Origin of the sequence: Borrelia recurrentis A1 (assembly GCF_000019705.1) — a bacterium.
GTDB lineage: Bacteria > Spirochaetota > Spirochaetia > Borreliales > Borreliaceae > Borrelia > Borrelia duttonii.
Window position 1 is genome coordinate 871154 of the sequence record NC_011244.1, and the last position, 14721, is coordinate 885874.

Sequence of the window (14721 nt, forward strand, 5' to 3'; positions counted from 1 at the left end):
GTATGGAAAAAGCAATAAGAAAATCAAAACTTGAGAGTTTATTAGTTCAAGAGATTGGTAATTTGATAGTAACAAGATCAATTAAAGATCCTAGAGTGCATGAATTTTTGACTGTTGTAAGGGTTGAGATTGCAAATGATTTAATTAATACAAAAGTATTTGTTGGGTCTATTAAAGAAGGTGTATCTCTTGATAACGCTATTAAAGCATTGAATAATGCTAAAGGTTTTATTCAAAGAAAACTTGTTAAGCGTATTAAGGTGAGAAATACTCCTAAATTGAATTTTATAAGAGATGATACTATTTCTAAGGCTTTTTATGTTAATAAAATAATTGAAAATCTAAATTTTAGTGAAGAATAGTAAAAATTAATGGATGGGATTATTTTATTAAATAAGCTAGTTGGAATGACCTCTTATGAGGCTCTTTATCCTATAAAAAAATATTTCTCTACAAGTCGCATTGGACATACAGGTATTCTTGATAAATTTGCAAGTGGTCTTTTAGTTGTTCTGGTTGGTAAATATACTAAACTTTCAGATTATATCACATCTTTAGATAAAGAGTATATATCAGAATTTGAGTTTGGTATTGAGACTGATACGCTTGATCCTAATGGTAAAATAGTAAATACAACAGATTATGTTCCCAATTTTAATGAAGTAGTTCTTGGTGTTAAGTCTTTAATAGGTGAGATTTTTCAGGTTCCACCTAAGTTTTCTTCAATTCATGTTAAAGGTCAAAGGGCTTACAAGCTTGCTCTTAGTGGAGAGTCTTTTGACTTGCAAGCTAGGAAGATAAATATATATGATATTGAAATTTTAGATTATAACATTGATTTTTGTATTTTAAAATTAAAGATCAAATGTTCTAAGGGTACTTATGTTAGAAGTATAGCAAGAGATTTAGGACGTGCTTTAGGATCATGTGCTTATGTAAAGAGCCTTAAGAGAACCCAAATTGGTGATTTTAAATTAGGTGATGCTTATTGTTTTGACAATCTTAATGATAACTCTTTACTTGGTATAGAATCTTTAAATTTTTTTGAGAAAATTTATGTTGATGATAGTATGATTAGGTTTATACAAAATGGTATTTATATAAATATTGCTATTAATGATGGCGAATTTAAAATTTTGAAGTCTCAGAATGAGAAAATATTAGCAGTAATTTGTGGTATTGGTTTAAATAAATATAGGTATATTATTATTTTTTAATATTTGATTTATAAATAATAATTGTTGATTTTATTATTTGATTACAAGATTATTGCTCTTTATTGCAGTACTTTAGATAAGTAAGATTGAAATAAAGTTTTTATAATATATTATTCTTTAGCGTTATTATTGATAATGAACTTGATTTAGTTAGATTTATGTAATTTTTAGCAAAAAAGTCTTTAGACTGCTTTTGTTATTTGAGTGAAAAAATATTATAATTGACTGATGAAGATTTTAATTATAGCAAGATGGTCTATTGTAGGCTTTGCTATGATGGTATAGGAGCCGTTTTTATGATTAGTAAAGAACAGAAACAAAAAATAATTACAGAGTTTGGAAAGAATTCGAATGATACAGGTTCAGTTGAAGTACAAATAGCGTTAATTACAGATAGAATAAGGTATTTAACAGAGCATTTGAAAAATAATAAGAAAGATCATAGCTCTAAGAGAGGTTTATTAAAGTTAGTTGGGCAGAGAAGAAGTTTATTGAGATATTATCAAAAAAAGAATTTGGAAGCTTATAGAACCTTAATATCTAAACTTGGACTTAGAAAGTAATAAGGGGTAGGTTTTGAGAAAAATTTTAAAATTGAAAATAGGCAGAGAAGATTTAATTTTAGAGACAGGTTTGTTAGCTAAGCAAGCAAATGGAGCAGTTCTTGCTACTTATGGTGGTTCTACTGTTCTTGCTACAGTCTGTTGTTCAGATTCAATTCGAGAAAATTTAGATTTTGTTCCTTTATCTGTTGAATATAATGAGAAATATTATGCTGCTGGAAAGATTCCTGGAGGTTTTATTAAAAGGGAAGGTAAGCCAAAAGATAAAGAAGTGCTTGTTTCTAGATTGATAGATAGACCTATGAGGCCACTTTTTGATAAAAGGTTTGGTAGGGAAATTCAGGTTGTTCCAACAACTTTGTCTACAGATCAAATGAATCCTCCTGATATTGTGGGGATGAATGCTGCTTTTACGGCTGTTTTTTTGTCAGACATTCCTTTTAATGGTCCTATTGCAGCTGTGAGGATAGCTTATTTAAATGATGAGTTTATAGTAAATCCTTCTTTTGATGAGATACAAGATTCTGTTTTAGATATTGTTGTTGCTGGAAGTTTAGATGGAATTACAATGGTTGAAGGTGGTGCTAATGAAGTTAGTGAAGAAATTTTGCTTGATGCTATAGATAAGGCTTATACTTATATTAAGCAAATTTGTGATTTGCAAAAAGAATTTATATATTTAATAGGTGAGAGAGAAAAGTTACCACTTGCTTATGAGGAAAAGGTTTTTGAATTTAAGGATGATCTTAGAAGTCTAATTTATTTTGAACTTAAAGATGCGTGTTTTGTAAGGGGGAAACTTAATAGAGATAAAGCTATAAAGTTAGTTAAACAGAAAGCTTATGAACATTTTTCTTCTCTTGAGCAGCTCAATGATGAAAATGAAATTCTTTTTTATAAAGCTTGTGATGATTTTGAACAAGAAATTGTTAGAAAATCAATCTTAGAGGATAATCTTAGAACCGATGGTCGTACTCCTACACAAATAAGAGATATTATTGCTGAAGTTGATCTTTTAAAGAGAACTCATGGTTCTGCTCTTTTTACAAGAGGTGAAACCCAGGCATTGGCTGTTACAACGCTAGGTACAAGTATTGATGAGCAAGTAATGGATGATATTGATGGTGATAAGCGTCTTAATTTTATGCTTCATTATAATTTTCCTCCATTTTCTGTTGGCGAGACAGGTAGACTTATGACAGGAAGACGTGAAATTGGACATGGGCATTTAGCTCAAAGATCCCTTGAAGCTATGTTACCTAAAAAAGATGATTTTCCATATACCATTAGAGTGGTATCTGAAGTATTAGAATCAAATGGTTCATCATCAATGGCAACCGTGTGTTCTGGAAGTATGTCTTTAATGGCTGCTGGAGTTCCTGTTAAAGAACAAGTTGCAGGGATAGCTATGGGACTTATTAGTAATGATGATAAATATGTTATTTTGAGTGATATTCTTGGAGAAGAAGATCATTTAGGTGATATGGATTTTAAAGTCGCAGGAACCAAAAATGGGATTACTGGTTTTCAGATGGACATTAAAATTTCAAATGTTACAAAACAATTAATGAGAGATGCTCTTGAACAGGCACGAATTGGAAGAATGCATATTTTATCTATTATGGATTCTGTTATTTCAAGTTCAAGAGGTGATATATCTGTGAATGCTCCTAAAATCGTTCAATTGCAAATTGATATTGATAAAATTTCTCTTGTGATTGGTTCTACTGGTAAGACAGTTAAAGCAATTACAGATGAATTTGAAGTTAGAGTTCAAATTGAACAAGATGGTAGAATTACTCTTTTTGGAACTGATAATTTAAAGATGCAAAAAGCTAAGGCAAAAATAGAGAGTATTGTTAGGGAACCTAAGGTTGGTGAAATTTATGATGGCATTGTGAAAAAAATTAACAGTTTTGGAGCTTTCATTGAACTTACTCCTACTAAGGAAGGGTTTTTGAGTAATAGGTCAAGATCTAGAGATGATAGATATGGTAGTGATATTAGGCATTCTAGGTATAGTAATAGACATTCTAGATATGGGAGAGATAATAGAAGCAGCTTTAGTATGCGTTTCCCAAGATTAGAAGAAGGGCAGATAGTTAAAGTTAGAATATCTGATATTGATAAATTTGGAAAAATTGAACTTGAATTAGCTAGAGATTAATAGGATATTATGGTATTTATAAATCACATAAACATTATTTTTTTAAGTTTGTTTTTATTTGTGTCATGTCTTACTAATGAAAATATTAAAATTCCTCTTGAGAAAGGTGGTGTTGAAATTTCTTTTGATTTGATGGTTGAGAATAAAGATTCGAATATTGATGACTTAAAGATTGAGGAGAGGGATTATTTATTGGGACTTAGAGATAATGAATCTTTCTTTTTGAGTAATGCTTTTTTACAAGAAGAGAATTCTTATTTTAAAAGTGCTAGGGAGAGTTATGCTAAACAAGATTTTGGTGCAGCCAGTTACTATTTGAATAAAATAGTAACTGATGAAAAAAATTATCCTAAAGAATTAGTTGCAAAGGCAAATTTATTTTTTGGATATTTAAATTATAGTATGGGAATTTATGATCTCTCTGAATATAATTTTGATAATTTTTTAAAAAATTATAAATATTCTCATGCGAGTCTTAGAGTTGCTGAACTTAAATATTTTGTTAAGGATAGATTAGGTGCAATATCTGCATTGAAAGAGGTTGATCAGACTTCTCTTAATTCGGATTATGATCTTGGAATTTATAACTTTTTAAATAATAAGTTTGGAATAAATTATTTAAATTTAGAGACTTTGGGATTTTTAGATAATAGTATTTTTGATATGTTTGTTTTCGAAAATAATGTTTTTGTTGCAAATATATTTGGTGGTCTTTTACGATATGATATTAAAAATAATGAATATAAAGTTTATATTAAAGATAAGAAAAGTATTTTTTTAAATGGTCTTAAAGGTTTTACAGAGCATAGAGGTTCTATATATATTGGCGGCAATAATGTTCTTTATTATATTGATGATTTGGAAGGGTCTGTTAAACAAGTTGAAAAACCTTTACAAATTAATTTAGGTAGTATACAGGTTTTGCTAGGTGCTAAAGATGGCATTTTTGTTGGGACTCTAGATTCTGGATTATGGTTTTATTCTGATAGAGGGGAGTGGACTTATATTAAGCTTAATTCTAATAGAATTTCATCATTATATTTAGATGAGGAAAAAAATTTGTTATTTGTTGGAACAATGAATAAATCTATTTATAGCGTTGATCTAACCGATTTTAATAATGTTAAACATTTAAATTTTTTTAGTAAACTGGAGAGTGAAAAAAATATTAATTTTATCAAAAAGTATAATAATTATTATTATATTGGAACTTATGGTGGTGGGCTCTTTAGACTCAATTTAGATAATCATACTTATATAAGATATGACATTAATAATGATTCTAGCATTGGATATTTTCTTGATATGGAAATTAGGGATAATAAACTATTATTTGCAACTTTTGAGCATGGTTTATTAATTTATGATACGATGAGTGATAGTTGGGATTATTTAGGTCCTGGTGATGGGCTTATTAGTTTAAATTTAATCAAGATTTTAAATTTTGATGATTATGTTATACTTGGGACTTTAAATAATGGTTTGGTTTTTATAAATGAGAGTATTAAAAAACAATTATGAATCTTATATAATTACTGAATTTTGCAAGTATTTTTTTATTACTTTTTTGTTTTTTCTTTTTGTGTTTTTCATAAATCAAATACTTTTTTTTATGAGAATACTTCTTCAAAACTATGTGTCATTTTTTAAAGCTTTTATTTTTGTTATATACTCGCTTCCTATGGTAGTTGCTTTATCTCCACCTTTTGCAGCATTGCTTTCTGTGATACTTACTATTTATAGATTTAAACTTAATAATGAAATTTTGGCTTTTAGATCAATTGGAATATCTATTAGTAATTTATTGACTCCTTTTTTAAAATTGGGAGTAATTATTGCATTAGTTTCTTTTATTCTTAATGATTTTTTACTGCCTCTTGGATCTATTGGTAGATTGAAAATTTTTAATGATATTAAAGAAGAAATACCTCATTTAATATTGAAACCTTATTCAAGTAAGCAATATGGAGATTTGATATTTGTATCGGGGGAGAAATCTGAAACAGGTTATAAAAATGTGACTTTTTTTGATAATACTAGACTTAAAGGTTATGACAGAATATTTATGGCAAAAGAACTCAATATTCAAAAGGAAAATCATCAAGTATATTTTATTTTAAATAATGTTTTGTCAATTGCTCTAACAGAAGATGAAAAGGGCTTTTATGATTATTTTTATGCTGATCGTATGAAATATTCAATAGATCAAGTTACTTTTAGTGATGGTTGGGTGTTAACTTATGTTCCCCCATCTCAGATGAGTATGAGAGATGTTTTTAAACTTGTTGTCAGACAAAGTAAATTAGTTGAAGAATTAAATACAAAAAATTATTTGGAAGAAGATCTTTTAAATATGAATTTTGCAAATATTTATTTAAATTATTTATATGATAAGAATAATATTTTTGATGAGAATTCTATTATTGAAAATTTAAATTATGTTTATAATTTGAGTGTAAATTATGCTCCTTATGAAGATCTTATTGCCAATAGAAGTTATGCTTTTTTTTATTTGGAATTTTATCAAAAGATTAGTTTGCCATTATCTGTTTTATTTTTTATTTTTTTAGCTTTTGGTATGGGTATGTATTCAAATAAAAAATATTCTATTATCCTTGAACTTGTTATTTCAATTCTTATTTGTGTTTTTTATTGGGCGATGTTTATGGGTGGAAAGGTGTATACAGTTCAACATGCTCCAAACCCTATTCTTGTTATTATCTTGCCAAATATTCTTTTAATGGTTGCAGGTTTAATACTATTTTTGAGACTTCTAAAGAGATGAAAGTAGATAAAATTTTTGTAAATAACATATTACTGACTTTTTTATTTATGAATTTTCTTTTTGTAATCTTAATTGTGCTTTTTGATTTATTAACTAACCTTTTAAATTATCTTGAACATAATCTTAGTATTAATGATATTATTTATATTTATTATCTTTACTTACCCAAATGTTTTTCAGATGGTGTAGCTTTATCTTTTCTTTTTGCTGTTTCTAATCTTCTTGGTAATCTTTCAATGAGAAATGAAATTATAGGTCTCTTTAGTTGTGGTATTTCGATTGCTAGAATATTGAGATCAATAATTATGCTTAGTGTTTTTGTTTCAGTGATACTCTTTTTTTTTGATAATTATTTAGTTGTAGATACTGTTGCAGAAAGAGATGCATTCCTTAAAAATAATATTGGTAATCAAGGTGCAAATGATAGAAATATAATTATTAAGGATTTTGCAAGAGAAATTTATAATATTAAACGTTTTGATGTTGAAACTCATATTATTACTAATTTGATGATTATTTTGAAAGATCAAGATGATAATTTTAAAAAAAGATATGATATCAGTAAAGCTGAGTGGGTTGATTCTAAGTGGATGCTTTATGGTGTTAGAGAATTTTATAAAGTAGAATTAGATGTTATAGAAAAATTTTATGAAGTTCTTGATGGAGAGAATATTGTAAATTTAGAGCCAGGATATATTAAAATAATTATGCTTTCTTCCAAAACATTGAATTTTTCAAAGCTTGTTACTTGGATTGGAGATTTAATAAAAGAAAATTTAAATTATTCTGATGCGTTATTTGATTTATTGAATAGAATATTTTTTTCATTTAGATTAATATTACTAAGTTTTACTGTGAGTTTTGTGAGTCTTTTTTTGAAGAAAAATATTTTTATATGGAGTTTATTAAATAGTATTGCATTTGCAGTTGTATATGTTATTTCAATTATGGTCTTTAATTTTTTAGCAGATCTTGGTTATTTATCCATATTTATTGCAAGTTCATTACCTACTATTTTGTTTATTATTATTAATTTTGTTATTTATAATCTTATATGTAAATAATAGGGTTTAAGGATTTTATGTTTAATATTATCAAAAATGATAAAAATTCTAATGCAAGACTTGGTATACTTGAACTTCCTCATGGGAATGTTGCAACGCCATGTTTTATGCCGGTTGGTACTTTGGGTGTTATGAAGGCTTTAAAGCATGATGTGCTTGAAAAATTGGGATGTGATTTAATGCTTGCAAATACTTATCACTTGTATTTAAGACCTGGTATTGATGTAATAAAAAAATATGGAAATTTGCATAATTTTACGACTTGGAATAAAAATTTTTTGACAGATTCTGGAGGTTTTCAAGTTTTCTCTTTATCTAATTTTAGAAAAATTGAGGATGAAGGGGTAGATTTTAAATCTCATATTGATGGGTCTAGACACTATTTTACACCTGAGAGTGTATTTAGTATGCAAGAGACTTTTGAGAGTGATATTATTATGGCTCTTGATATTTGTAGTCCTTATGGTATTGATTATGATGAGGCAAGTTTGTATACAAATATTACAACTTCTTGGGCTCGTCGTACATTGTGTGCTTATAAAAATAGAAAAGAGGGGTATGAGGGTCTTTTATTTTTAATAACGCAGGGTAATTTTTTTAAAGATCTAAGAAAAAGAAGCACTGAATTAATTTTGGAATTAAATAGTCCTGGTATTGCGATTGGTGGGATATCTGTTGGGGAACCAAGAGATAGATATTTAGAAATTCTTGAATATAATTCTTCACTAATACCTAAAGATAAACCAAAGTACGTAATGGGTATTGGTACTCCTCATTATATATTAGATGCAATATATAATGGGATTGATATTTTTGATTGTGTTAATCCTACAAGAATTGCTAGACATGGTTCACTTTTGACTGATAATGGAATACTTCGTATTAATCGAGCTGAATTTTGTTTTGATACTTGTTCTGTTGAAAGAGAATGTTCTTGTACGTTATGTACGAGATATTCAAGGGGATATTTAAGGCATTTATTTAAATCAGAAGAAGCACTTGGAGTTATGTTAGCTAGTGAGCACAACATTCATTATATGTTTAGACTAATTAACAAGACTAAAAATGCAATTATGAATGATAATTTTGTAAAATTTAGAAAGCTTTATTTGGATAAGTATGATGAAGGTAATTTGAATGAGTAGAGATGTTATTTCAACAGTTGTTGTTATGATTGCAATTTTTTTTTCTCGTGTAATGGGTTTTATTAAGATAAAAGTGTTTTCTTATTATTTTGGTGCAAATATTGAAGCAGATATTTTTAATTATGTTTTTAATATTCCCAATAATTTGAGAAAGATCATATCTGAGGGTGCTATGACTTCAGCTTTTATGCCTGAATTTACTCATGAAAAACAGAAATCTGATAGGCATGCTATTGTTTTTTTTAGGCGGGTTATCACTTTTAATATTATAATTATTAGTTTTATTATTTGTGTTATGGTTTTTTTTTCTAAGCAAATTATGTATTTAGTATCTTCTTACAGAGATAGTAATTTGGATTTAGCCAGTTATATATTTAATTATTTAATACTCTATATATTGCTAATAAGTTTGTCATCTATATTTGCATCGGTTTTAAATTCTTATAAAGTTTTTTTTATACCGTCTTTTTCTCCTGTTATGCTTTCTTGTAGCATTATATTAAGCATATATTTTTTTTATAGCCAATATGGTATATATAGTGCTGTTATTGGGGTTATTGTTGGTGGGATTTTACAGTTTCTAATTCAGATGATAAATTGTATTTGTATTGGTCTTATATATAGACCAATATTGAATTTTAATGATTCTTCATTTTTAATGTTTTTAAAGAGATGGTCGCATATGATTTTATCAGCCTTATTTGCAATTATTACTCAACAAGTTTCATTTGCTCTAGCATCAACCTTGGATATTGGAAGTGTTTCTGTTTTAAGTAATGCAATTGTTTATTATCAGCTTCCTGTGGGGATTTTTTATGTCTCGATTGCTACGGTTATTTTTCCTAAGATGTCTGAATATGCTTCTTTGGGTGATAAAGAACGTTTGAATGCAATTTTTAATCAGGGAATTAATATGTTAATTTTTCTTTTAGTTCCAATGTCTTTTTTAATGTATGTTTGGGCTGCTCCTATTTTGAATTTATTACTTACAGGTGGTAAATTTTCTGTATATGATACTCAAAGGACCGTTGGTGTGCTGCAATATTTTTTATTAGGATTATTATTTTCTTCAATTTTTGGATTATTTCAAAAATATTATTTTGCAATACGTAATTCCAAAATACCATTATATTTTAATATTCTTTTTTCTATTATTGATATTATTATTTCAGTTTTTGGTATTAAGTATTATCAAACGGTAAATGTTTTGCCTATTGCGCAATCAGTTTCTTTTATTATATGCATTATTATTTTTTATTTTATTGGGTTGAGGCATGACATGAATCTTGAACTTAATAAAAGCATAATAGTTTTTATTAAGTCATTTATTTCGATTATTCCTTTATATTTATTTTATTTTTTTTTAAAAAATTTGAAGTGGGATATAGGATTTAGTTTTAATAATTTTTACTTATTAAGCGTTATAGGCATAGTTAACATTATTATTTTGATATTATGTTATTATTTGCTTGGTGTTATTAGGGTTTTTAAATTTATTAGTAGGGATATTACATGATGTATTTACGGTTTATTCTTTTATTTTATATTATTATTAATGCTTTTTCTGTGAATAAGTCACCAGCATTGTCAAATAGGTCTTTATTGCCTTTAAGGCCTGAAACTAAAATAAATGAAGATAAAGTAAAAGATGCTTTAGAGAGTGATTCATCTAAAAAGTCTACGTCTAGAGATATTGATTTGAATATAAAGCAGGTAAATGATGTTATTTCCTATGGACTTGATGTTCAGGTTATTGAAATTATTGATAGTCTTAGAAAATCAGGTGATGGGGAATACAATGCTTTACTTGAAAAGAGATTACAAAAAACTTTTAATATTGATCTTAAACGGGCAATTCTTGACTTATTTTTGTCACTTCAGTATGAAGGTGGTATTGATGCTTCAAATGATATTCTTAATAATTATGAAAGTAATAGATATCCTAATGATTTGATTAATTTGGCAATTTTATATCTTAAAAAGTTAGGTGATAAGAATGACTTAAAGAAAACTCTTATTGATATTCTTGAAAATAAAGAAGGAAATATTGTAGCTATTGCTGCTTATTATCTTGGTGAACTTTCTTCCCCTGAGTATTCTAGAGAGATGATGAATGTTTACGATAAGTATTCTAATAATGATGGTGTTAAATCAGCAATACTGATTGCTCTTGGTAAATCTAATGTTATTGATTATGTAGACAGATTTTATGAAATTTCTATTGATAGTTATGAAAATCCGTCCATTAAGGCTTCAGCTATTAAAGCATTATCATATCTTGCTCCTGAGAAAATAACAGAAAATGCCCATCTATATCTTCAAAATAATAATAATAATCACAATATTAAGCTTGCTATTATAGAAGCACTTTCAAGAGATGTGTCTTTAAAATCAAAAGATATTTTGCATGATTTTTTAAGAGATTCTGATGCAAACATTAGAATTCGTGCTGTTGAGGCTATTAAGGAGCATAATGATATTGATTCAAAAGAGGTGTTAATTTATAAAATAAAAAGTGATCCTTCTTCAAAAGTTAGAGAAGCTTCTGGTAAAGCGTTAGTGGATATGGGTTCTGGTTATGAGGCTATACAAAAAATAGTGTTTGATTTTTCTGTTGAGAGTAACTTTAAGTTTATTGTTTTTAGTTATCTTCTAGATAAAGATATACATTCTGCTCGTTCTATTGCTTTAGATCTTTTGAATAAAGAAAATATTAATAAACCTTCAAAATTTCTTGTAAATATTGCTATGTTATTTGCATCTAAGAAGGGTAATTTTGATGATTTTTATTCTAAAATTATTGAGAGTCAAAATATGAATTTAATGAATCTTGCAATTAAGGGAGCTGTTTATAATAAATCAGCATTACTTTTAGATAGACTTAAAGAAATTAAAAAAACAACTAATTCAGAATATTTAAAAAGGCTTTTAGTAAATTATTGATATAAAATTTTTAAGATTTCTATTGCTGTTTCTTTTTTTGACATTTCTGGAAATTTTTTAACTTTATCTTTATTTATTATGTAAATTTTATTTACATTTGATCCAAAATATTTTAAGTCATTTGCAATAATATAGTCTAAATTTTTTGTTTCTAATTTTTCTCTGGCTTTTTTTATTAAAATTTCATCTTTTTGAGCGCAAAATCCGATGACAATTTGGTTTTTAGTTTTGTTTTTTCCTATGTGTTCAATTATGTCTAAGTTTTTGACCAATTTAATATTAAGTTCTTCTATATTATTTTTTTCAATTTTAGTTTTATAAATTTTATCAGGTCTAAAGTCTGCTACAGCAGCGGTTCCAATTATTATGTCAAATTCTTTGTATATATCTATTGTTTCCTTGTACATTTCTGCTGCTGTTTTTATTCTAATGACATTTATTCCATAAGGTGTTTCTTCATTGCTTGGCCCTGTAATGATTGTAACATTGGCTCCAAGATTTTGTGCTTCAATACCTATATTGAAACCCATTTGTCCTGTTGATTTATTAGAAAAATAACGAATAGGATCTAATTCTTCTTCGGTTCTTGAAGCAGTTATTAATATTTTTTTGTTTTTTAATGGTAATTTTGTCATGGGTGAATTTGATATGATACTTAAAATATCATTTTCGTTTTTAAGGCGTCCAATAGCATTTAAAGAACATGCCAAAAAACCTTTATCGGGTTCAATAAATTTGTAATTGTATTTTTGTAATTTTTTAATGTTTTCTTGTAAAATGGGATTTTGATACATTATGTTGTTCATTGCTATTGCAAAATAAGTTGGTGCTTTACTTGCGGATAATACTATGCTTAAAATATCATCAGCAATTCCAGCTGCAATTTTAGAGATAAAATTATATGTTGCTGGAATAATTAATATTAAATCAGCCCATCTTGCTAAGTTTATGTGTTCTACTTCTTCATGATTGGTATTCCACAGGTTTGTAATAACTTTACTCTTAGAAAGAGTTTCTAGTGTGAGGGGTGTAATGAATTTAGTTGCATTTTCTGTCATTATGACCTTAACGTTATATCCCATTTTAATTAAATTTGAGATAATATAAGCTGCTTTATAAGCTGCGATTCCCCCGCATACTCCTATTAATATATTTTTGTGTTTTTTCATATTTATTTTATAGAATATTATATAATTGTATTTAATATTTTTAAAAGGATTTTTATTGATAAATAAAGTATTTTTTGCAAGTGTCATATATTTATTTTTATTTGTCTGGTGGTGTATTGCATCTTGTTTATCTTATTTTTTTATTGCTATATTTAATATTCCTATTTGGTTTTTATTATTATGTATTTTTTTTCCTCTTCTTAGTTTTTTATTGGTATGTATTTTTGTAATTATTTTTAGAAATGACTAAGGCATGTGTTTTATTTTTTGTTTTTTTAGTTTTATATTGTTTGTATGGTTTTTTGTTTCGAGGGAAAAAAGAGGAAAAAGTATTTTTACGTGATTATTTTCTTGCAAATCGCGGTTTGAATTTTTTTGTAATGGCATTGGTTGTTGCATCTACTTATGTTAGTGCTAGCAGTTTTATTTCAGGACCTTCGGCTGTTTATAGATATGGATTGTCTTTTATATTCTTAGCAGTTATTCAAATTCCTACAAGTTTAATTTCATTTGTTATTGTTGGAGAGAAATTAAACTTGGAGTCTAAAAAAATTAATGCTATAAATATTATTGATTATATTGGGTATAGATATTTTAGTCGTTCTTTAGTTGTAATTAGTAGTGTTATATTAATTTTTTTTTCTTTGTTTTTAATTTCGGCTCAACTTATGGGAGGAGCTAAACTTTTAGAGGTTTTTTTTCAAATTAATTATATTGATTCTCTTATTTGCTTTGCTCTCTTTGTTTTTTTATATGTGTGTTTTGGTGGATTTAAGATGATAGCATATATGGATTTGATACAGGGAATTTTAATGATCATATCATCTGTGTTATTATTTGCAAAATTAATTGATTTGGGCGATGGGATTGGTGATCTTTTTAGAATGGCTCAATTAGGACTGAGGGAGGATTTATTATTACCATCAAATTTGGATTTAAAAATAGGCTATATAATTTCTTTTTGGATATTAATAGGAGTTGGGATGTTGGGATTGCCACAATTTGTTAATAATTTTATAGCCTTTAAAGATGTAAAAACAATTAGATATTCTCTTCCTATTGTTACTTTTATGATAGGATTTTTAATTGTTATTATGCATTTAATAGGTTTTTTTTCACTTGTTATTTTTCCTAACTTAGCGGCAAATGATAAAGTTATTTTGGATATAGCATTAAAAGTATTAAATCCCAATGTATTTATATTTTTTTTTGTAGGACTTGTGTCAGCTATAATGTCTACAATAGATTCAGGACTTCTTTTAATGTCTTCTACTTTAGTTAAGGTAATATTGTTACTAAGTAGAAATATTGGTGATAAAATAGGAGTTAAAAGGATTACCATTATTTCTAATGTTTGTTTTATGTCAATAATAGTTTGGTTATCTTTAACTCCACCTGATTTTTTGTTTTTTATAAATATTTTTGCGATTGGAGCTTTAGAAGTTTCATTTTTTTCTATTATTGTTTTTGGTCTTTATTTTAATTTTGTAAGTAAGATATCAGCTTTTATTTCTCAGTTTACAGGGCTTTTGAGTTATTTGTTGATAATTTTTTGTGATAAAGTAAGTATATATGATGTTCATCCTATTGTTCCTTCATTTTTTATTTCGATATGTTCATTTTTGATAGTTAATTTTATTTGTAAAAAATGTAGTAAAATTTAGTTGT

Annotated in this window: 12 protein-coding genes; 11 read left to right on the forward strand and 1 reads right to left on the reverse strand. The window is 26.9% G+C overall.

Features of this window, described 5'->3' with window-relative positions; all coding sequences use genetic code 11:
• Positions 1 to 2: 2 nt before the first annotated feature.
• From rbfA to BRE_RS04135, 10 genes are all read left to right on the forward strand, one after another.
• Entirely contained in the window at positions 3 to 362 is a 360-nt protein-coding gene (rbfA, locus tag BRE_RS04090; RefSeq protein WP_025400981.1) for a 30S ribosome-binding factor RbfA, read from the forward strand.
• 9 nt (positions 363 to 371) lie between these two features.
• Positions 372 to 1217 (forward strand): tRNA pseudouridine(55) synthase TruB, encoded by an 846-nt coding sequence (gene truB, locus BRE_RS04095; protein WP_012539179.1) that lies wholly within the window; start codon positions 372 to 374, stop codon positions 1215 to 1217.
• Between the two features lie 296 nt (positions 1218 to 1513).
• Positions 1514 to 1780 (forward strand): 30S ribosomal protein S15, encoded by a 267-nt coding sequence (gene rpsO / locus BRE_RS04100; RefSeq protein ID WP_014696616.1) that lies wholly within the window; start codon positions 1514 to 1516, stop codon positions 1778 to 1780.
• A 13-nt stretch (positions 1781 to 1793) separates the two neighbouring features.
• Entirely contained in the window at positions 1794 to 3947 is a 2154-nt protein-coding gene (gene pnp, locus BRE_RS04105) for a polyribonucleotide nucleotidyltransferase (RefSeq protein ID WP_012539180.1), read from the forward strand.
• A 9-nt stretch (positions 3948 to 3956) separates the two neighbouring features.
• Positions 3957 to 5468, forward strand: a complete 1512-nt coding sequence (locus BRE_RS04110; RefSeq protein WP_012539181.1) for a hypothetical protein — start codon at positions 3957 to 3959, stop codon at positions 5466 to 5468.
• The gene (locus BRE_RS04115; protein ID WP_012539182.1) at positions 5443 to 6732 is read left to right on the forward strand and encodes an LptF/LptG family permease; all 1290 of its coding nucleotides are present in this window, start codon (positions 5443 to 5445) and stop codon (positions 6730 to 6732) included. The genes BRE_RS04110 and BRE_RS04115 overlap by 26 nt, the downstream gene beginning before the upstream one ends.
• Entirely contained in the window at positions 6729 to 7796 is a 1068-nt protein-coding gene (locus tag BRE_RS04120; RefSeq protein ID WP_041177757.1) for an LptF/LptG family permease, read from the forward strand. Before BRE_RS04115 ends, BRE_RS04120 begins: the two co-directional genes overlap by 4 nt.
• A gap of 17 nt (positions 7797 to 7813) precedes the next feature.
• Positions 7814 to 8941: a tRNA guanosine(34) transglycosylase Tgt gene (gene tgt, locus BRE_RS04125; protein ID WP_012539183.1), complete on the forward strand. Its 1128-nt coding sequence runs from the start codon at positions 7814 to 7816 to the stop codon at positions 8939 to 8941.
• Positions 8934 to 10457, forward strand: coding sequence for a murein biosynthesis integral membrane protein MurJ (murJ, locus tag BRE_RS04130; RefSeq protein ID WP_012539184.1), 1524 nt, complete (start codon positions 8934 to 8936; stop codon positions 10455 to 10457). Before tgt ends, murJ begins: the two co-directional genes overlap by 8 nt.
• Entirely contained in the window at positions 10454 to 11884 is a 1431-nt protein-coding gene (locus tag BRE_RS04135; RefSeq protein ID WP_012539185.1) for a HEAT repeat domain-containing protein, read from the forward strand. Before murJ ends, BRE_RS04135 begins: the two co-directional genes overlap by 4 nt.
• Here BRE_RS04135 and coaBC read toward each other — a convergent pair.
• Positions 11878 to 13053: a bifunctional phosphopantothenoylcysteine decarboxylase/phosphopantothenate--cysteine ligase CoaBC gene (coaBC, locus tag BRE_RS04140; protein ID WP_041178207.1), complete on the reverse strand. Its 1176-nt coding sequence runs from the start codon at positions 13051 to 13053 to the stop codon at positions 11878 to 11880. The two genes, BRE_RS04135 and coaBC, sit on opposite strands and share 7 nt — an antisense overlap.
• Before the next feature lie 242 nt (positions 13054 to 13295).
• On the opposite strand from coaBC, the gene panF reads away from it, so the two are divergent.
• Positions 13296 to 14717 carry a sodium/pantothenate symporter gene (gene panF, locus BRE_RS04150; RefSeq protein WP_012539187.1) on the forward strand — a complete coding sequence of 474 codons (1422 nt, stop codon included), beginning with the start codon at positions 13296 to 13298 and terminating at the stop codon, positions 14715 to 14717.
• Positions 14718 to 14721: the final 4 nt, after the last annotated feature.